A 19,243-nucleotide genomic window follows, 5' to 3' on the forward strand; every position below is an offset into this window, starting at 1 on the left:
CGTTGGGACAGCCTTCCGGGGATACTAAATCATTTGCTTGAATAAATAACCATCATCACACATGATCGCCAGGCCGCCACGCCGCCGCTTCGCAGTAGCGCTTTGAAGACGCGATGGAGCACCGCGTGCAGGCAGGGTCCGCCCCGCCATTCGAAGCGGACATAATCAATGACAGTCGGTCACGCTTTGATGGCTCAGGGGGAGTCAATGCTGATCACGCTTGCTTTGCAACGTTCTGGCCTGGAAGGCTCCGTTCCATCCGAGAGCGATGGGATGAGAGGGGGCGGCTTATGACCGGGCGTACCTGGAAGGGCGTGGTCATCGGCGTATTCGCGCTGCTCGTTCTCGGTGGCATCGCGCTGAGCCTCGCCCTGCCGGGGCGTGGCGAGCCGCGCCAGACCCCGGCTCCGGTGCAGGCGATGAATTTCCCCAAGGGCTTCCTGTGGGGCGTGGCGATCGCTGGGCAGCAGACGGAAAGCGTGCCGGCCAGCGACTGGACGGCATTCGAGGCCGAGGTGTTGCGCGACCATCGTTTTGCCGCTGGCGACAAACTCGGCGCGACCTCGCCCGGCAATCTCCGCGATTTCGGCCGATGGCCCGAGCAGGTGCGAACGCACAAGGCAGGATTCGATCTTCGCTACGACCAGGATATCGAGGCCGCAGCCGGTCTCGGTCTTAATGCGTTCCGCGTCTCGATCGAATGGGCCCGTTTGTTTCCGCGCGCCGGCATGACCCAGCCCGACCCCGAGGCGATTGCGTATTACCACCAGATCTTTGCGGCGATGAAAAGTCGTGGCATCGAGCCGGTGGTGACCCTGTTCCACTATGTGTCGCCGGCCTGGTTCTTCGAGGCGGACGCGAAGGGCAAGCGTGGCTGGGAGCGCGCCGATGCGATGACGCTCTGGCACGCCTATGTCGAGGCGGTAGCGCAGAATTTCATACCCGAGGTGCACATCTGGTGCACGCTCAATGAACCGATGGTCTATCTCTACGACGGTTATGTGCTCGGCTCCTACCCGCCGGGCGAGAAGCGCGGTGACTTCGCCGCCGCCCAGGACGTATACGCTGCACTGCTACAGGCGCATGTCGACGCTTATCGGGTCCTGCATCGTGTCGCCAGCTCGCGCGGCACTTCGGTGTCAGTCGGCTTGACCCAGAATCTCGAAGTCTTCGAACCCTATGACCGCTACTCGCCCCTGGACCGGGCGCTCGCCTGGGTCGTCGACAAGAGCTGGAACTGGGATTTCCTGGACGCGGTCGCCAGCGGCCGCATGCGCATCACCACGACCGGCATCGACCGCCCGATCGAGGGACTGGCTGGGACCGAAGACTATGTCGGGGTCAATTACTACAGCCGAAACTATGTGCGCGGCGACTGGCGACATCCGTTCGCCCCCGATGTCGGCAATGTCGCGCCTGACCTGCCTGACGAGGAACGCAACGATCTCGGTTGGCCGTCTTATCCGCACGGCTTCTACGCGATGCTGACCAAGGTTGGAAAGCGTTATGCGAAGCCGGTGATGATCCTCGAGAACGGCACGGCCGACGGCGCCGTCGACGACAAGGAAAGGCAACGCTATCTGGTCGCGCATATCCGCGAAGCCTGGCTCGCGCGTCGGGATGGCGTCGATATCCGCTCTTATGTCCACTGGTCGCTGATGGACAATTTCGAATGGAATGAGGCGTTCGACGCGAAATTCGGCTTGTTCGCGGTGGATTACGAGCACGACTTCCGCCGCACGCCACGTCCTTCGGCCGCGCTCTATGGCGAAATCGTCCATGCCAACGGACTGAGCGCAACGATGCTGAAACAGTATTCGGCGGATCCGGGGGCGGCCGCCGATGTGCTCGGCCGATGAAGGTTTTGGATGGACATGCTGACCTGGGGCCCACAACGTGCGGTTTGGATCGGTCATGAATTCTGCTCAGCGCGCGATGCTGCGCTTCCTGGTTGTTGTTTTTCTTGTCGTCGGCAGTGTCGGTGCCTCTGCCGATGATCTTGTCCGGATCGATCCGTCCCAGCGATCGCTTCCGTTCGAGGGGTGGGGAGTCTCGCTGGCCTGGTGGGCCAAGGTCGTAGGCGATTTTCCGGACGCCTATCGAGACGACTACATCGAAAAGATCTTCGACGCAGAGAAGGGGCTCGGCCTGACCGTTGTTCGTTACAACATCGGCGGTGGCGAAAATCCCGCTCTGCACATGCTGCCTTTCCGCGCCGACATGGAAGGGTTCGAGCCCGCACCCGGGCATTGGAACTGGAGCGCCGACGCAGGGCAGCGTTGGGTGTTACGCCAGGCGAAAGCCCATGGCGCCACGCTTTTCGAGGCGTTCGCCAATTCCCCTCCCTATTGGATGACGGTCAGTGGCAGCGTCAGTGGTGCCAAATGCAGTTGGCGCGTGGCGGGCTTGTGTGCCTGGGCCGTGATAGCGCCCGAAAAGCTGAACAATCTTGCGCGCACGCATGAGGATGACTTCGCCCAGTACCTCGCGACCGTCGTGGCGCACATCGAACGGCAGGACGGCATCGTGTTTCGAACCCTGGAACCGCTGAACGAACCCAGTTCGATCTGGTGGTGGTATGGCCACGACCAGGAGGGATGCCATGTTGATCGTGAGGCGCAGTCCCGCCTCGTGCAGGATACGAGTCGGGCCCTGGCGTCGCTGGGGCTCACGACCACGGTCAGCGCGTCCGATGAAAACGACATCGACGAAGCGCTTGCGACCTTCCGCAGCTTCGACCACGACGCACGCTCTTCGCTGAGCCAGGTCAACACCCACAGCTACAACGGCAGCAAGCGCCAGGTATTGGCCGATAGCGTCGCCGCGGCAGGCAAGCGGCTGTGGCAATCCGAATATGGCGATGGTGATCCAACCGGCATGACGCTGTCCGAGACGATCCTGGCCGACTTGCGGCAGATGCATCCCGCGGCGTGGATCTACTGGCAGGCCGCCGATGGCCCAGATTGGGGTCTGCTCACCAACACCATGGACGGCAAACCCTCGCCGCCGCAACGGGGCAGGAAATACTGGGTCATGGCGAACTACAGCCGGTTCATCCGGCCCGGCGCGAACTTTCTCAAGACCGACGACGAACAGAGCCTGGCTGCGCTGAATGCCAAGAACGGGAGCTTGATCGTGGTGACCACCAACGCGTCCAGCCACACCAGGCACGTTCGTTACGATCTTTCGCGCCTATCGCCTGGGGGAGCCAGCGTCACGGCGGTTCGCACCTCAGCCACGGAGAGCCTGGCTCCCGTCGCGGGTGTCGTCTTGTCGAATGGCATCCTGACGGCCAGCCTTCCCGAAGATTCGGTAACGACGTTCGTTGTCCAGGGAGTCGGGGTAGCGGATGGCCACACAAACGAATCAGCTCCGACCATTCGAAAATAACAAGGCGTCTGACTCCGATGCCCGCGGCCCTGTTCTCTGGGCGCATTCCATTGAATCCAGCAAGGCCTCGGCGACTTGCTTCGATTTCCGAAGGGCGGTCCAGCCCTGGGCATGGAGCCCGCCTTCAACCCGCAGCAGATACTGCCTAGGTCAAAGTGACGGCCAAAACAAAGGTGATGACCCATAGTGACAACTGGATCGCGAGCGTAGGCAGGACTCTTCGACCGCGGTGGCGCCAAGGAGCCGTGAGCCAGAACATGATCGGGATCTGACCAAACATGAGCAGCATGGCGATATGGTCTGCCGTGCCTTCATCGTGATGAGCCGGATGAAGCCCATGTCTCCAGAGATCGACGATGACCATTAGCAGCACAACGATCGACATGAGTATCGGCATCGCGCCGTCCCATTGTCGGATGGGAGCGTTATTCGGTGAGTCTGAATGAGATGAAGGTTCAGAGGGCATGGATGTATTCCCCGACCGGCATCAAGACCATGCAGTCGCCCTATGGCAGGGCGATGACCATGATCTGGAACATAACGGTTCTTTCGCTCTGAACACTAGACGTTCGCGTTCAGCCAGCCGTGTTGGCCTGTTGCCTTGATCGGTCGAAGTCGCGACCCAGCGCGGACCATGGAGAAGCCGGCCGCCATGGACGCCGCCGGCTCTCCGGACTGATCAGAACGAGTAGCTCAATGTCGCGCCCACGCCCCAGTCCGGGCTGCCGTCGGTGAAGCCCTTGGTGACGTAACCCTGGGCCTTCCACGCGCTGGCGAACTTGTAGGAGTAGTAACCCGTCAGTTCGTTGCGGGCAAAACTCGTGTTCGAGGCCTTTTCGCGATAGTCGAAGTACGCGCCGAAACTGCTATGGCTGTCGAGCTTGTAGCTGGCGCCGACATTCGCGCCAAACACATCGTTCAGGCGGATGTACTGCGAGCTGCCGAGCCACGTGTAGCTCACGCCGCCAAACACGGTCCACGCACCAAAGCCCTTATAGCTGTCCACGGCGATGGTGTAGTCGTTCTTGCCGGTGCCCAGGCCCTGGTCGGCGTCGGCGGTACCGAACTTGACCTTGCCCGTCAGGTCGATGCCGAAATTGGCCGCCTTGTTGCTGTAAGCCTCGTAAGTGGCAGCAGCAGTGATGTCGCCAAGGCCGGAAGCCGAGCCGGTGGATGTGGGCGTCGGTGTCGGCGTGGTCTGGCCATTCTTCTTGCCTTTGCCGCGGCCCTTGGGATTGGTATTGACCACCGGGCCGACGCCCGGAATCACGTTGTCGGCACCGCTGACGTGGATATACGGCACCGCGAGCTTGAACGACCAGTCGCCGACGTCATAACCGAGGGTGACCGGCACCTCGGTGATATCGGTCGTGGTGGAAGTGCCGTATTTGCCGGAGGTGTAATCGATGCCGGCGCCCACCTTGATGGTGGAACTGTCGTCTGCATGGGCCGTCTGCGCGAGCAGGCCGAGCACGCTTAGCGCACAAAGGGTGCTCGTATTCTTGATGTTCATGACGTTTCCTGGGGCGTAACAAAGCGGGAGGCCCTCATGGGCCTCCTCGGGTTTAAATCATCGGGTGGAAATCAGCGGCCGACGTGTTCGGGCTTGTCGGGTCGCTCGGGCTTATCGGGGCGATCGACCTTGTCCGGATGATCGGCCTTGTCGGGCCGATCGGTCTTGGCGACCTTGTCGCCCTTATCGTCCTTGTCGGCCTTATCGGCTTTCTCGTCCTTGCCCGCGTGGGCGAAATCGTCGCGATCAGGCAGCGGGCCGCGCGCCTTCGCTTCGTGTTCGATGGTGCCGAGCTTGAAGCCGAGCGTCTTGGAGATTTCACCCCAGCCCTGGCCTTGGCTGCGCAAGGCAAGCACACCGGGCATGGTTACCGGGCCGTGAGTGCCCGCGACGGTGCCGCCATTCAACGCCGCTTCTATTTGCGCGGCTGTCGGCTGGGTGATGCCGGCATTGGTCAGCTCAGCCTCTGCCAGGGTCAGTGCAATATTGACGTTGCCGTAGCCGAGCTTGCCGGTGTCGGGCGTGAAACTCGTTTGCAGGGCGGGGCTGGTGGCCGTGGCGGGTGTCACCAGCACAATCGTGCCGCCGGTGCGAAGCCCGGTCACCAGCGCTTGCGCATTGGCGCTGGAGCCGGCAAAGGTGTCGTACGAGCTTGCCAGTTTGCTGCTTTCCCGGGCGCTCGTACTGGCTGACGATGCGTCGTCGGCCAAGGCCATGGAGGAGCCCATGCCGAGGCCGATGGCGATGCTCAATACGGAGAATGCAAGCCGTTGTCTTTTCATGATGCGCCCTTGGTGAGTGGATGGACCGGTTCCTGCCGAGGTGCCCAAGGGGGTATCAGATGAACTCCGCATCTGCCTCTGACTGATGCAGGGATGCATTCACTCGAGGCCTCGGTGACGGATGCTCGCCGACTGCCGGTCGCAAGAAAAGAGTGAAATGACGCAAGTTCAGCTAAGCGCCATCGTGGCTTCAGGTGGCGGTTAGATAGGCGTCCATTGTGTGCTCGATCTCTCAAAAACGCGGGACTTTCCTGACGTTTGACTGACGTTGGAAGCGCGATCCTGAACACGAAACATGACTCGATTCCCAACCGCGAAGACGCTGCGCGTTCGATGAGGGCGCATTTTCGTGCGATGGTGGCTGCGCTCGGCAGGTTGGCGTGGCGGTAACGACACCGCGCCGACATGCGGTGCATGACGCGTTGCCCCTTTTCATCCACCGCCATGTACGGAGGCCTCATGAAGCGCCTGATCATCTTTGTCGTCACGGCCACGCTGTTCGCTGGAAGTGCACTGGCTGTTGCAGGCCCGCAGGACGAGCACGGACACGGCGATGACAAGCACTGGGATGACAAGCACGCGGACGATGGCGAGCATGGTCATAACCCCAAGGACGAGGGGCGGCACGACAACGGCAAGCACAAGGGTTGGGACAAGCAGGCTTATCGCCGCGGCGATCGCTTGCCCGACCGCTATTACTCCCGCGAGTACTACGTGACCGACTATCAGCGTTACCACTTGCGTCGCCCGGATCCCGGCTATCGCTGGGTGCGCAGCGATGATGGCCAGTTCTTTCTCACCGTCGCTACCAGCGGCATCATCGTCGACATCGCCTTGCATCCCTGAGCCGATGGACCGTGAGCCCCGTTGCGGGCTTCGGCCAGCTTGAGGGGGTGGCGGGGCGCCTCCCGCCGATCACCCAGATCAAGGCGGCGATCGCTACGCAACGGGAGCCAATGCAAATTACTATGGCCGCAACTCCCGTAGGGTGTGTACCGGTCCGAGGGGGCTCTCAAAGGCGAGGGGGGACAAGCGGTGGATGCATCTATCGACTTTCAGGCGATTCCGCGAGTCGCAGCCGGCCGCTCCCTTGGGGGACGGGAGACCCAGCAAGACGATCTGGTTTGTTTTCATGATGCGAGCGAGGACGTCCATCTGCTGGTGCTGGCGGACGGCATGGGCGGGGATGGTGCCGGCGAGCTGGCCTCGGAAGGTGTCGTGCACATCGCCCGCCGGCTGTGGGAATCGCGTCTTTGGCAGGAACAGCCGAGCTCGTTGTTTCTGGAATCGCTGTGCCAGCAGGCGCACGAAGAGCTGCGGCGCCGGCGCATGGGCCTGGCCGACGGTGAGCCACATTCCACCGTGGTGGCCATCCTGGTGCGGGGTGGCCAGGTTTCCTGGGTGCACGTGGGCGACAGCCGCCTTTACCGCTTTCGGCGTGGACGCCTCATCGGCCGGACCGAAGACCACAGCGTGGCGCAGCTCAAGCGCCAGCGGGGGGAGCTGACGGAGCGCGAGCTCGCCAATGATCCTGATCAGCACAAGCTGCTGCGCGGCCTGGGCGGGTCGGAAGCGCCGGTGGTCGAGCACGGTTGCGCGCTGCTGCGCGCCGACCAGACGTTCGTGATGTGCAGCGACGGCGTGTGGGAGCAACTGACGACGGAAGAGCTCGGTCGTCTATCATCGCGTCGTGATCAGCACGACGCTTTGCGGGAAGCGCTGGCGCTGGCGGTCGAACGCGGCGGCATGCATGGGGATAATGTCGCACTCATTTTTGCCCGTCTTGGCCCCGATGGTTGGATACGCCGGTGGTGCGATGGTTTCTGGTCGGTGGTCAGGCGCGCGGTAGCTACCAGGCGCCGGACAGGTGAACACGCCGCCACCTTGCGTAACGAGGTATGACTTTGGCTCTTTCGTTTGATTTCAGGCGCCGCTGGTCCGGGCGACTGGCACCGGCTGTCGTTTCGCTGCTGCTGTTGGGTATGGCAGGTTGTGCGCAGGTGAGCGCGATCAAGTCCAAGGTGAGCGACACCTTCGGCGGGTCCTCCTCGACACAGACTCCCGCTGCGAGCGCCGATGACGGCTCGCAGGACACCGGCAAGCTGCTCTCATTGAGCGCCATTACCAACACCTATCTGCTGCATGGCCGCTATGCCGAGGGCGAGCAGCACTTGCGCCGCTACCTGGCGAAGTACCCCGGCGATCGGGCTGCCCAGAGCTTGCTGCGCCAGCTCACCGCCGATCCCAGGACGGTGCTGGGTGCGCAGTCGCGTGGATACGTCGTGCAGCAGGGCGATTCGTACAGCACGCTGGCGGCGCGCAACCTGGGTGATTCGAACCAGTTTCTGATCCTGGCCCGCTACAACGGCTCGACCAATCCCTCCGCCTTGCACGTCGGCGATACGGTGCGTCTGCCGCTGGCTGGCACACGTAGTCCTTCGACCTCAGGCACATCGTCGACCAAGACGGCTGTTGCCAGCCGTGCTGCCACGGCCAGCCCGGCGACCGATACCGCCCCGGCAGCGGCTGCGGAAGCGGCCCCGCTTGGCGAGTCGGCGACTGCCAGGGCGCAGCATCTGCAAACTGAAAGCACCACCCTGATGAAGCAGGGGCAGCAGGACCAAGCCTTGGCCCGCCTGGACGAGGCACTGACGCTTGATCCCCACCTCAAGCCCGCAGGAAACCAGGCCCTGCGCGACCAACTGCTGGGCTCGTATCACGAGCGCGCCGTGGTGCTGTATCGCGACCAGAAACTGGACCAGGCGATTGCGCTGTGGGACCACATTCTGGCGATCGATCCAGGCTACGAGCGCGCGGTGATCTATCGAGCGCGCGCCGTCGATCTGCAGCACCGGCTCCAGCAACTTTGAAGCAGGGGCGTCCCTGACAGGGAGCTCGACGAAACTTGTTTATTCCCGTCATTCCCGCGTTCGCGGGAATGACGAGTCTTTCGAATTTCCCTAACGTGACTGGTCAGGCGGCGACATCACCCGCGTCGGCTGCATCGCTGAATCCGCCGCTGCGCGCTGCGCTGGCGGCTCTTCCGAAGGCTGGCGCGCCTGCAGCGCGCTATTCATCACGTTGAAGGCGGCAAACAGCCGTCCAAGTTCATCGCGACGGACCAGGCGGATCCGGTAGCCGTAGTCTCCGCCGGCCACGCGCAACAGCGCGTCGCCCAGCATGCCCAGCAGCGCCAACGGGCGCCGAAACAGCCAATAGGCAGCGCCTACCATGGCCGTCAGGGTGACGATGAGCACGGCGACGATGACCCAGAACGTCGTTCGCTGGGCGGCGATCAAGGGCGCCTTGCTAACGCCCAGGCGCAGCTCGCCCACGGTCTTGGCCTGATAACGAATCGGCACATCGAACAACAGCATTTCGTGGTCCTGGGTGCCGTCGATGACCTCGCCAACGTAACTCTCGACGCCGTCGGCCAGCGTCAGTCGATGCTTTTCATCAAGCCTCGCCAGCCCGTGGCCCACATCGCTTGGCAAGGTGCTCGCAATCACCTCACCCTGCCGATTGGCGATGGCCAGGTAATGGATCTGCTGGTTGCGCGAGATCCCTTGTACCAGCGCGCGCGTGGCCGGGTCGTCGCCTAGCAGCAGATTTTCGGCGGACTCGTTGGCCACCATGCGGCCCAGCGAACTGCCGAAATCCGTGGCCAGCCCGGTCACCGCCGTGTTCTGCTTGGCGTAGATCGCCGCCAGCCCCAGCAGCAGGACCAGGCAGAGGATCGCGCCAAGCGCACCGATCCAGCGCAGCCGCAACGAGATGATGCGGGTGGCCAGCGACGTGTCGTGCGATCGTTCGTATTCGCGACGGGCCAGGCGCAGATCGTCAATGACCTCGGCGCCGCTTTGGTAGCGCGCATCCGGCATAGGCGACAACAAGGTGCGCACGATGCTGACGAGGATCGATGGCGTGGTCGGATCGAGCGGCGCGATCGCAGGCTGCGGCTGGCGCTGACGTTCCCGGATCAGGCGCTTCAGGTCGGTCGTTTCCGGCCATGGCAGCTTGCCGGTGATCAGCCAGCACAGCACGACACCGAGCGAGAACAGGTCGCTGCGCGCATCGGCCTTGTCCCCGCGCAAGCGTTCAAGCGCCATGTAGGCGGGGGTGCCGCCGATCTCCTTGGCGTCGCCGCGTTCCGTGCCCTGCTGTGCCCGACGCTCAGCAATACCGAAGTCGCTGAGCTTGGCGTAGTGCCAATCGTCGGCGAGCATGATGTTCTCGGGCTTCACGTCGTGATGGAGGACGCCCTGGCCGTGCGCATAGTCCAGCGCTGCCGCCATCTGCGACGCCAACTCGATGGTGACCGCCAGGGAGGGCAGGCCCTCACGTGCCACCCGGCTGGCGAGGGTTTCGCCCGAAAGTCGCTCCATCGCGATGTATTTGCGACCGTCGGCCATGTCCCCGGTATCGAAGATCGTGACGATGTTCGGATGCACCAGGTGCCCGGAGGCGCGGGCCTCCAGCAGCAGCCGGTCGCTGGTGCCTGGATCGCCAGCCATCTTGCGATGCAGGCATTTGATCGCCACCGGTCGATCCATCTCGGGATCGTAGCCGGCGTACACCACGGCCATGGCACCCTCGCCAAGGATGCCGTCGATGCGATAGCGGCTGATGGCGGCGGGCGTAGGGCGCGCGCTCATGCTGCTGCCGTCACAGCCGCCACCAGGCCAGCGCTATGAGGCCAGCCAGCACGGCAAGGCCGAGGCCCAGCCAGGCCAGACTGACGTGTACCCGCTTGCCGGGTTCCTTGGTCAGGAAGACGAACTCGACCTGCCCGAACCGAAGGCGGTCGCCGTGCTTGATGATCGCTTCATGGACACGCTTGTTGTTGACGAAGGTGCCATTGGTGGAAAGCGTGTTCATGACCACATAGTGGCCTTGCTGATTCATGATCCACGCATGCGTCGAGGAAACGCTGACGTCGCCGATCACAATGTCGTTGCCGTTGCCGCGGCCAATGGTTTGCCGGCCCGGACGCAGCGAGAACCGGCGGCCCTCCCAGCCGGCAGTGACCCCTTCGATCACAGGCTCATGCACGCTGGCGCGGCCATCGTTCGCCGGGCCCGCCTCGACAGCGAGCTCACTCAGTTCCTCGGCCGAAAAAAGTCGCGTTCCCTGCGGACCCGAGGAGCGCCTCCCTGGCGCAGATGGCGGAGTGTTGCGAGGGGGTTCCATCGAACGCCTTTGACTCAATTCACGTGGACAATATAGCCAACTAGTCGGCCAAGATGGCCCAAACCTGTTCCCTGCAGCCTGGCCTAGGGCTGTCTTGCTTAAGGCTGACGAACCGGGGTCATGGACAGGTGACAGCAGCTTGATGGTACGGGTGAGCCAACATTAGACCGTGCCGCGCTCGTGGTGCAGCCGAAACCGAGCCACCTAGCCCGCCGATGTCCGCCCCATGTTGCCCCCTTCTACCACCTTCAGTTTACGGCATGGGCAGGGCGCGCCAGGGACGATAGGCGTGGCCCGGTTGCGTGGGGCCCGAGGCGGACACTTCTGCAAAACGGGATGGATCGACCCCGGCGGGGCATGCCAGGCAAGTCCCCTGCGTCCCGGCTGGTGGAAGGTGGCCGCACTCTGGTCGACCGTTGACCTTGCGACTAAGGTTATCGCTGGACTAGCGGGGAATACCTGCTGCCGACCGGGGTGTACATGATGGATTCGGTTTGCGTTACGAAGCATCCATGCCACCTGGTGGCCTTTCGCGGCCTGGCGCGTCTTCAAGTCATTCACCAATGCCGGGGGCAGCAATGATCGCTGGGTTGATTGACGCGCAGGGATGGACGAAGCGGTTCACTACGCTGGTCCTGATCGGAGTCCTTGCCGCCTTGATGCCGGCTACCGGCGCAAGCGCCACTCCTGTGCGCATCGACACCGGGCTGATCGAAGGCGTGCCGGAGCATGACGTCTTCGTCTACAAGGGCATTCCTTTTGCGCAAGCCCCGGTGGGCGAGCTTCGCTGGCGTGCACCGCAGCGGGCGCTCTCCTGGCAGGGCGTCCGCGAGGCGAATCAGTTCGCGCCGGTGTGCATGCAGGACGGCACCTATCCTCCTGACGCGCCCACCGAGCCAAGCAGTGAGGACTGCCTCTACCTGAATGTGTGGCGCCCCGCCGATGCTGGCCAGCAGAAGTTGCCCGTCATGGTGTGGATCTACGGTGGTGGCCTGGAGAACGGCAGTGCGTCCACGCCGCTCTACGCCGGCGACAAACTCGCGCAGAAGGGCGTGATCGTCGTGACCTTTAACTATCGGCTCGGCGTCTTCGGGTTTCTGGCGCATCCGGAACTCAGCCGGGAGGCCGCTTACCACGCGTCCGGCAACTATGGTTTGCTGGATCAGATCGCCGCGCTCGCGTGGGTCCATCGCAACATCGCTGCATTTGGCGGCGATCCTGATCGGGTGACGGTGTTTGGACAGTCATCCGGAGCCATTTCAATCAGCGCCCTGGTGACGTCACCTTTGACCAAGGGTCTGTTTCAACAAGCGATCGGCCAGAGTGGTGGACTATTCGAACCGATGGACATCGCGCCGGACTTCAAGCTGGCGGGTGCCGAGCAGGACGGCGCGTACTTTGCCTCCGAGGCTAAGGCTCATTCGATATCCGACCTGCGAAAGATGCCGGCCGCCGAATTGATGAAAGTATCGTTCGATCCACACCTCATCATCGATGGCTACGCCCTGCCGACATCGCCCTACGAGGCGTATCAGAAAGGGCAGCAGAATCCGGTTTCGATCCTGATTGGCTCAAACGCTGATGAAGGTCAGGCCTTCATCGCGGGCCATACCATTACCCGCGCCAACTTCAGGCAGGAACTCGGCCATAGTTTTCCCGATGTTCTCGTGCGCTTGATCGGCCCCGAGCCGGGTGCAAGCGATGCGCAGGCCAGGGCATCCGCCGCCGCCTTTGAGCGCGACATGCGTTTTCGCTGGGATATGTGGACCTGGGCGAAGTTGGGCGCGGATGCCCATGCAGGCAAGGTCTTCCTTTATCGGTTCTCGCGAACGCCACCGTACCAGCCAGGGGACAAGTACTTCGGCTGGGGTGCGAGCCACGGGATGGAAATGCCGTATGTCTTCGATCACCTGGAGCAGCAAGCCTTGCCGTGGACGGCGCAGGATCACCAGCTCGCCGCGACCATGACCTCGTACTGGACGAACTTTGCCAAGACGGGTGATCCGAACGGCCCGGGTTTGCCGGTGTGGTCGCCGTTCGACTCATCGAGTGCGTCCGTGATGCAACTTGGGGATCGCATTGCAGCGGCGCCGATGGACGATACTCAGTCACTACGCAAGATCGATCGCGTCTACGCGACGGCGCGCTTCGTGCTGGGGCATGTATATCTCCTGGGCGCGGCGATCATGGCGTTGGTGCTGGCTACCATCGTGGCGATCGTCATGCGCTTGCGGCGGAGGTGGCGCAGGGCTGCTGCCGACGCCTGACTCGTCGCGGTCAGCGGGACCCGACGCGCGGTGATTCTACCCGGGGTCAGCCGACTTTCTTAAATTGAATGCCGTGCCCTTCCCGTCGTGACGAGAAGCCGATCACCTTGCCATGGCTGTCGCGCTCGAACACGCGGCGCGCACGTGCCTGGCCGGGCGTAAAAAGCACATCGCGGACCTCGGCCAGCAGCGGCGTGGGTGCGGCGCCATTGGTGGCGCTCAAGAGCTGATCGCCCTGACGAGTGATCGTGACGGTGAAGTCCGGCGACGCCCGATAGCTGCCTACATACTCGTCCAGCTCATCCGGCCTAAGCGATTTGGCCGGCGGGTCATCGGATAGCGCGACGGTTTGACTCGAAATCACGCGCCACGCATCACCCTCGTCCAGCCATACTTCCGTGGAACGAAAGCGTGGCGTCATCGTCTGCTCGCCGACGTGCACGGTCGCGTTGTCGGTAAAGCTGGTTACGGCGACCTTGCCATGGATTTCGATGTTGAAATCTGTTTGCACCAGGCGATTCGTGACACCCTTCGGCCCCGCCGCCCCGGGCTTGGTGATGTCCTTCTTGGTGGCAAACTCCCCACCCTCGTTGATGAAGATCACGTGATCATCAAGGTATCGCGCCAGCGTCGCGGTGTCGCCGGAGGCCGAGGCGTCGGAAAACTCCTGTGACTGGCGCCTGATCCTGCTCGCGACATCTTCATTCGCGAACACGGGTCCGGCGACAAGCGTGGCAAACAGCATCATCGCGTAGGGCAGGGCGCGTTGCATGGCAATCTCCCGTGTCTGGCGCTCAATGTATATCGTCAGCAAGGCCTTTCATGTGCCGGTCGTCGTGCTCCCATGAGGCAGGGAGACGTCCGTGGGTCGATCAGGATCTAGAGTTCTGCTGCCGCTTCACGGCCCTGCTGCCGGATCAATGCTTCTTCACGCGCATCATTGATGGACTGACGGATGCTATCGAGGTCGACCTCGGATTCGTCGGGTTCGAACTCGCCGGTCAGCTCCGTATCGGGTCGCAGTTCGCCGGCCTGGAACAACGCCCACATCTCTTCGCCGTACCACGTATCCAGCAGCTCGGGTGCCCAGCGTCCAAGATGTGCGGTGAGGTTGTTGACGTCACGCAGCAGCATCGTGCGCGCCGCGTTGTTGCCACCGGCACTGACGACTTGCGGGAAATCGATCACCACCGGCCCGTCCGGGCCGACCAGCACGTTGTAAGCGGACAGATCGCCATGGATCAATCCGCAGCACAGCATCAGCACCGCCTGCCGTACCAGCACGCGATGGTAGTCACGCGCCTGCTCCGCGCTGAGTTCAATTTCACCCAGACGTGGCGCGGAGTAGCCATCGGCGTCGGTGACCAGCTCCATCACCAGTACACCGTGAAAATAGCCATACGGTTCGGGCACACGAACGCCAGCGTCGCGCAATTGGTAGAGCGCATCGACTTCAGTGTTCTTCCAGGCGACTTCCTGCTGCTTGCGCCCGTACTTGCTGGCCCTGCCGATCGCACGCGCCTCGCGACTGCCCCGTACCTTGCGACCTTCCTGATACTGCACGCGTTGCTGGAAGCTGCGCTGGGCCATGTCCTTGTAGACCTTCGCGCAGCGTATTTCGTCGCCACTGCGGACAACGTATACCGCCGCTTCCTTGCCGCTCTTGAGCGGGCGCAACACTTCATCAATGACGCCATCATCGATCAGCGCCTGCAAGCCTTCGGGGGTCTTCACGGTGTCTCTGGAGGGGGGTGGCGCAGCGAGGGCGGCCATGGACCGCAAATTTTCGCATTTTCGGGCTGGCGTGGCCATTAAAAGATGGACGCGTTCATTCAGAAACACGGTTCTGGCGCTTCCAGCCGAGCGCAAGAACTCTCGCAGTGAGTAGATCGAGCCTCGTTTTCTGCTTCTTCTGATCGATGCGGACCAGGGGAACCCTGGATGAAAGCACCTGTCTACTCAGGCTTGTCGCAACACGCGCTGACGGCATCCGCATGCTTGGCGTGAGTGATTGGCTTGAATTAGGGATGTCATGGAGCAGCTGGGGCAGGTTGGAGAGCGACAGGAGTGGGATAGTGCGCGCGGCCTGGCATTACTCGACCACGAAACCCGTGAGACCCTGGGTCGCAGGCGCTGGCGACAGCCGCCGCTGACGCGCCCGGCGCTGGCACTGGCGCTGACCCTGGTATGGGTGCTGCACGTGTTGTTCGTGCTGGCGCTGTGGTACGAGATGCAGCCCAAGCCGCTCCACGTGGCGTCGGTGAACATCGATAGGGACCAGGCGCTGAAAGTGCGTCTGATCCAACGCTCCAGCAAGCCGCGCGCCGCCCAGCCGACTGAACCACCCGCGCCGCCCGAAAAATGGGTGCCGTCGCGGCCGCTGTCGACCACCCGCGTGAATCCGGTCACGGGCGAGAAGCCCCGTCGTGACGCCATGGTCGCGCAAGATCATGAGGCAATTCCCGCGCCGCCGGCTTCCGTGGCTACGCCGTCCGCCACGAGTTTGTTTGCGCAAGATGGTTCGGTGCGGCTTCCCTCCACGACGGGCGCCAGCTCGGCCACCGCAAGCGCCAACGCCGAACCGCCCAAGGCCGCGGACGATCGCCAGATCATGCAGCACGACAGCAACCGGATGCACTACAAGGCCACCCGCTTCGAAAAATACTTCCCGCCACCGAACGAGACCGCTGGTGGTGCGCTGGGGCGCCATATAGGCGATGCGATCAAGGACATGGCCAAGAGCGTCTGCGATCCTGCCAAGAGCAGTACGGCATTCAACCCGCTATGCAGCGCGCCGCCTCCACCCGCATCGCCCATGGATCAGGACGAGCGCCTCAACCTGCCGCCGCCGTCCCTGGCCGACAATCCGAATCCGCCCAAGGGGCCGCCGCTATCGAGCTGCATCGACGAGTACAGGGAAGGCAAGCCGCTGTCCTCCGGCTGCCCGGTGGACACGCCTGATCTGGCCTTCAAGGCCGAGATGCGCGAATGCATCGATCTGTTTCGTACGGGCAAGCGCCTCAAGACATGGTGTCCTCTCGATACGCCCAAGCGCGCAGCAGCGGAGTCGTCGACGCCAGCAGATGGCACGAGCCCGGGAGCACCTTGACCACGGTCGAGCACCCAAGTCGTGTGGAAGCCGGCTGAGATCGAGCGGCACGCCGTTCGCGGCGGCCAACGGAGCAGCTACTCTTCGCGAAAACAGTCATGGAACTGCATCAGGGCATTGCCGCAGAGTTCCCTGATGGGTCTAAGGCCAGTTCGCTCCAGACGAAAGGATGGACCACATGATCATTTCGGCACCCACCGATTATCGCGAGGCGGCACGGCGCAGACTGCCTCGATACCTGTTCGACTATATCGATGGTGGTGCCAATGCCGAATACACGCTGCGCAGAAACGTTGACGACCTGACTCATATCGCGCTCCGCCAGCGCGTGCTCAAGAACGTTGCCGATCTGAGCCTGGAAACGGAACTGCTTGGTGAGAAGCTGGCGCTTCCTATTGCCCTGGGTCCGGTAGGCATTACCGGCATGTACGCTCGCCGGGGAGAAGTTCAGGCGGCTCGGGCGGCGGCGTCAGTCGGTATTCCCTATACCTTGTCCACCGTGTCGATCTGCTCGATGGAAGAGGTGCAAGGCCACTGCGATCGACCGATCTGGTTTCAGCTCTATGTGCTGAAGGATCGCGGCTTTCTGCGCAACGCGTTGGATCGCGCACAGGCAGCAGGCATCACCACGCTGGTATTCACCGTCGACCTGCCGGTACCAGGCTCGCGCTATCGCGACCGGCATTCGGGCATGTCCGGGCCGGCGGCGTCCTGGCGTCGCCTTGGCCAGGCGCTGTTCAAGCCAGCCTGGGCGTTTGACGTGGGGCTGCGCGGACGGCCGCACGATCTTGGAAATATCTCGGCCTATCGGGGGCGCAAGACCAGCCTCAACGACTATATCGGCTGGATTGCATCCAACTTCGATCCATCCATCGGCTGGAAGGATCTCGAATGGATCCGCGACGCCTGGAAGGGAAAGGTGGTCATCAAGGGCATCCTGGACCCGGAAGACGCGCGTGACGCCGTACGCTTCGGTGCCGATGGCGTGGTGGTGTCAAATCATGGCGGTCGGCAACTGGATGGCGTGCTTTCGACCGCGCATGCACTGCCAGGCATCGCCGATGCCGTGGGCAGTGACCTGACTGTCCTGGTCGACTCCGGTATCCGTTCGGGCCTGGATATCGTGCGCATGCTGTCGCTTGGTGCGCGCGGCGTACTGCTGGGGCGTGCCTACATCTACGCATTGGCTGCAGGTGGCGGAAAAGGTGTAAGGAATCTGCTGGATCTGATGGCCACCGAGATGCGCGTCGCCATGACCCTGTGCGGCGCACGTTCGATCGCGGAGCTCACCCGCGACAACCTGGTATCGGCAGCGAGCTACGCCGGCGATGACCCAAGGCGCTGCCCGCCATCGAATCATTGAGGCGGCAGCGACGCCCGCTTCCGACCCATGGCAAACAGTGCTTGCTAGACAGAGTCCTGGTGATGGCGCAAGCGCGATTCGTCACCAGGCCAGACAGTAGTCGCGTCGCCGACTCCGCCTTCATACTGCGGGGCACCCTTGGTATCGGTCCGGAGTCGTCATGCGTCGTCGCGAGTTTCTCACTGGAGCTGTAGCCGCCACGGCCGCCGCGTCCACCGCCCTCATGCTGGCCGGCCGGTCCGCGCAGGCCGCGCCCGCTGCGCCGACCGGGGTGGCCGGATTGACCCCCATGACCGGCGGCGCCAAGCCGATTTCGGTAGAGGAGCGCATGGCGCGGATCGCCAAGCTGCAACGGTTGATGGTCGAGCAGAAGATCGGCGCCTTGATCCTGGAGTCGGGCTCGAGCCTGGACTACTTCACCGGCGTCCAGTGGCATCGCTCGGAGCGTACGACGGCCGCCGTGATCCCGGCCCGGGGCGACATCGTGGTGGTGACTCCGGCTTTTGAAGAACCCTCGATCCGCGAGACCCTGGCGGTGAGCGGCGATGTGCGGCCCTGGAATGAGCATGAAAGCCCATTCGCCCGCCTGGTGGGCGCGCTTCGCGACCGCGGCGTGAGCTCCGGCCCAATCGCCTTCGAAGCCACCACGCGCCTGTTCATCGTCGACGGGGTGCGTGAGGCAAGCGCTGGCGCCTATAGCGTGGTTTCCGGCGACGCCCTGGTGAAAGCCGTTCGGCTGATCAAGTCGCCGGCGGAACTCGCCCTGATGCAAACCGCCAACGACGTCACCCTGGCGGCGCTGCGTTATGTTCATGGCAACGTCCGCCCCGGCATGCGCCCGGACGAGATCGCCACCATGATGAACACGGCCACCGTGGCCCTGGGCGGCTCGCCGGAGTTCGCCCTGGTGCTGATCAACGAGGCCAGCGCCTATCCGCACGGCTCGCACCAGCCGCAGACCCTGCACGAGGGGTCGGTCATCCTGATGGACGTGGGTTGCACCGTGCATGGCTATCAATCGGACATCTCGCGCAGCTGGGTGATGGGCCAGCCGACCGCGAAACAGCGCAAGGTCTGGGACACCGTCAAGCGGGGCCAGCAGCTCGCCTTGGCCACCGCCAAGCTGGGCACCCCGGTCGGCGCCATCGACGACGCCGTGCGCGCCTACTACGAAAAGGAAGGCTGGGGCCCCGGCTACCACTTGCCCGGTCTTCCCCACCGCACCGGCCACGGCATCGGTCTGGACGGCCACGAGCCGCCTTATCTTGTGCATGGCGACGCCACGCCGCTGGCAGCCGGCATGTGTTTTTCCGACGAGCCGGGGATCTATATTCCCGGCGAATTCGGCATCCGGCTGGAAGACTGCTGGCACATGACCGAGACCGGCCCGAAACTGTTCACCGCGCTCGCCAAGTCGATCGAGGACCCGATCTGATCGGGTCCACCAGCGCTTTCCGGCGGTCTTGAAGCGTCTGCCTCGGATCCGAGGCAGACAAAGCCACATGACTCCGGGACTGATCCCCGGCGCGTTGAATAGAGCGGCCTGTAGCTTGCGCGTTCTCGACGTTGGACATTCTGATGGATAAGGTCCACTCCCATCGAGAAGCGGAAGTTACGGACATACCCCGT

16 protein-coding genes are annotated in these 19,243 nt (G+C 63.1%); 9 read left to right on the forward strand and 7 right to left on the reverse strand.

Annotated features, from left to right (window positions below):
* Positions 1–290: 290 nt before the first annotated feature.
* Positions 291–1,859, forward strand: a complete 1,569-nt coding sequence (locus OUZ49_RS15665; RefSeq protein ID WP_266151459.1) for a glycoside hydrolase family 1 protein — start codon at positions 291–293, stop codon at positions 1,857–1,859.
* 55 nt (positions 1,860–1,914) lie between these two features.
* Positions 1,915–3,390 carry a glycoside hydrolase family 30 protein gene (locus OUZ49_RS15670; RefSeq protein WP_266151460.1) on the forward strand — a complete coding sequence of 492 codons (1,476 nt, stop codon included), beginning with the start codon at positions 1,915–1,917 and terminating at the stop codon, positions 3,388–3,390.
* Positions 3,391–3,535: 145 nt separating this feature from the next.
* Here OUZ49_RS15670 and OUZ49_RS15675 read toward each other — a convergent pair whose 3' ends face one another.
* The 3 genes from OUZ49_RS15675 to OUZ49_RS15685 all read right to left on the reverse strand — a co-directional run bounded on the left by OUZ49_RS15675 (position 3,536) and on the right by OUZ49_RS15685 (position 5,685).
* Entirely contained in the window at positions 3,536–3,856 is a 321-nt protein-coding gene (locus OUZ49_RS15675) for a hypothetical protein (protein ID WP_266151461.1), read from the reverse strand.
* Between the two features lie 213 nt (positions 3,857–4,069).
* Positions 4,070–4,903, reverse strand: coding sequence for a transporter (locus tag OUZ49_RS15680; protein ID WP_266151462.1), 834 nt, complete (start codon positions 4,901–4,903; stop codon positions 4,070–4,072).
* A gap of 71 nt (positions 4,904–4,974) precedes the next feature.
* Positions 4,975–5,685, reverse strand: a complete 711-nt coding sequence (locus OUZ49_RS15685; protein ID WP_266151463.1) for a hypothetical protein — start codon at positions 5,683–5,685, stop codon at positions 4,975–4,977.
* 459 nt (positions 5,686–6,144) lie between these two features.
* On the opposite strand from OUZ49_RS15685, the gene OUZ49_RS15690 reads away from it, so the two are divergent.
* The 3 genes from OUZ49_RS15690 (at position 6,145) to OUZ49_RS15700 (ending at position 8,555) form a co-directional block, all read left to right on the forward strand.
* On the forward strand, positions 6,145–6,531 hold the full coding sequence (locus tag OUZ49_RS15690; protein ID WP_266151464.1) for an RcnB family protein: 387 nt from the start codon (positions 6,145–6,147) through the stop codon (positions 6,529–6,531).
* 189 nt (positions 6,532–6,720) lie between these two features.
* Positions 6,721–7,587: a PP2C family protein-serine/threonine phosphatase gene (locus OUZ49_RS15695; protein ID WP_266151465.1), complete on the forward strand. Its 867-nt coding sequence runs from the start codon at positions 6,721–6,723 to the stop codon at positions 7,585–7,587.
* Entirely contained in the window at positions 7,584–8,555 is a 972-nt protein-coding gene (locus OUZ49_RS15700) for a LysM peptidoglycan-binding domain-containing protein (RefSeq protein ID WP_266151466.1), read from the forward strand. The genes OUZ49_RS15695 and OUZ49_RS15700 overlap by 4 nt, the downstream gene beginning before the upstream one ends.
* 90 nt (positions 8,556–8,645) lie before the next feature.
* On the opposite strand, the gene OUZ49_RS15705 is transcribed toward OUZ49_RS15700, so the two are convergent.
* Both OUZ49_RS15705 and OUZ49_RS15710 read right to left on the reverse strand, forming a co-directional pair.
* On the reverse strand, positions 8,646–10,340 hold the full coding sequence (locus OUZ49_RS15705; protein WP_266151468.1) for a protein kinase domain-containing protein: 1,695 nt from the start codon (positions 10,338–10,340) through the stop codon (positions 8,646–8,648).
* Between the two features lie 10 nt (positions 10,341–10,350).
* The gene (locus tag OUZ49_RS15710) at positions 10,351–10,737 is read right to left on the reverse strand and encodes an FHA domain-containing protein (protein WP_266151469.1); all 387 of its coding nucleotides are present in this window, start codon (positions 10,735–10,737) and stop codon (positions 10,351–10,353) included.
* Positions 10,738–11,369: 632 nt separating this feature from the next.
* Here OUZ49_RS15710 and OUZ49_RS15715 point away from each other — a divergent pair.
* Entirely contained in the window at positions 11,370–13,142 is a 1,773-nt protein-coding gene (locus tag OUZ49_RS15715; protein ID WP_266151470.1) for a carboxylesterase/lipase family protein, read from the forward strand.
* A gap of 46 nt (positions 13,143–13,188) precedes the next feature.
* Here the strand turns inward: OUZ49_RS15715 and OUZ49_RS15720 are convergent, their stop codons facing one another.
* Positions 13,189–13,914 (reverse strand): nuclear transport factor 2 family protein, encoded by a 726-nt coding sequence (locus tag OUZ49_RS15720; RefSeq protein ID WP_266151477.1) that lies wholly within the window; start codon positions 13,912–13,914, stop codon positions 13,189–13,191.
* 107 nt (positions 13,915–14,021) lie between these two features.
* Positions 14,022–14,876 carry a PA4780 family RIO1-like protein kinase gene (locus tag OUZ49_RS15725; protein WP_266151478.1) on the reverse strand — a complete coding sequence of 285 codons (855 nt, stop codon included), beginning with the start codon at positions 14,874–14,876 and terminating at the stop codon, positions 14,022–14,024.
* A gap of 298 nt (positions 14,877–15,174) precedes the next feature.
* On the opposite strand from OUZ49_RS15725, the gene OUZ49_RS15730 reads away from it, so the two are divergent.
* The 3 genes from OUZ49_RS15730 (at position 15,175) to OUZ49_RS15740 (ending at position 19,049) form a co-directional block, all read left to right on the forward strand.
* Positions 15,175–16,251 carry a hypothetical protein gene (locus tag OUZ49_RS15730; RefSeq protein ID WP_266151480.1) on the forward strand — a complete coding sequence of 359 codons (1,077 nt, stop codon included), beginning with the start codon at positions 15,175–15,177 and terminating at the stop codon, positions 16,249–16,251.
* Positions 16,252–16,429: 178 nt separating this feature from the next.
* Positions 16,430–17,614, forward strand: a complete 1,185-nt coding sequence (gene lldD / locus OUZ49_RS15735; protein WP_266151481.1) for an FMN-dependent L-lactate dehydrogenase LldD — start codon at positions 16,430–16,432, stop codon at positions 17,612–17,614.
* Between the two features lie 160 nt (positions 17,615–17,774).
* Positions 17,775–19,049, forward strand: a complete 1,275-nt coding sequence (locus tag OUZ49_RS15740; RefSeq protein WP_266151483.1) for a M24 family metallopeptidase — start codon at positions 17,775–17,777, stop codon at positions 19,047–19,049.
* Positions 19,050–19,243 lie beyond the last annotated feature (194 nt).

The organism is Dyella halodurans (genome assembly GCF_026283925.1).
Taxonomy (GTDB): Bacteria; Pseudomonadota; Gammaproteobacteria; order Xanthomonadales; family Rhodanobacteraceae; genus Dyella; species Dyella halodurans.

Bases quoted from the DNA above. Each gene is read 5' to 3' on its own strand.
- OUZ49_RS15740 (WP_266151483.1), top strand. From the start codon at position 17,775: ATGCGTCGTCGCGAGTTTCTCACTGGAGCTGTAGCCGCCACGGCCGCC.
- OUZ49_RS15730 (WP_266151480.1), top strand. From the start codon at position 15,175: ATGGAGCAGCTGGGGCAGGTTGGAGAGCGACAGGAGTGGGATAGTGCG.
- OUZ49_RS15670 (WP_266151460.1), top strand. From the start codon at position 1,915: ATGAATTCTGCTCAGCGCGCGATGCTGCGCTTCCTGGTTGTTGTTTTT.
- OUZ49_RS15685 (WP_266151463.1), bottom strand. From the start codon at position 5,685: ATGAAAAGACAACGGCTTGCATTCTCCGTATTGAGCATCGCCATCGGC.
- OUZ49_RS15675 (WP_266151461.1), bottom strand. From the start codon at position 3,856: ATGCCCTCTGAACCTTCATCTCATTCAGACTCACCGAATAACGCTCCC.
- lldD (WP_266151481.1), top strand. From the start codon at position 16,430: ATGATCATTTCGGCACCCACCGATTATCGCGAGGCGGCACGGCGCAGA.
- OUZ49_RS15720 (WP_266151477.1), bottom strand. From the start codon at position 13,914: ATGCAACGCGCCCTGCCCTACGCGATGATGCTGTTTGCCACGCTTGTC.
- OUZ49_RS15705 (WP_266151468.1), bottom strand. From the start codon at position 10,340: ATGAGCGCGCGCCCTACGCCCGCCGCCATCAGCCGCTATCGCATCGAC.
- OUZ49_RS15665 (WP_266151459.1), top strand. From the start codon at position 291: ATGACCGGGCGTACCTGGAAGGGCGTGGTCATCGGCGTATTCGCGCTG.
- OUZ49_RS15680 (WP_266151462.1), bottom strand. From the start codon at position 4,903: ATGAACATCAAGAATACGAGCACCCTTTGTGCGCTAAGCGTGCTCGGC.
- OUZ49_RS15690 (WP_266151464.1), top strand. From the start codon at position 6,145: ATGAAGCGCCTGATCATCTTTGTCGTCACGGCCACGCTGTTCGCTGGA.
- OUZ49_RS15700 (WP_266151466.1), top strand. From the start codon at position 7,584: ATGACTTTGGCTCTTTCGTTTGATTTCAGGCGCCGCTGGTCCGGGCGA.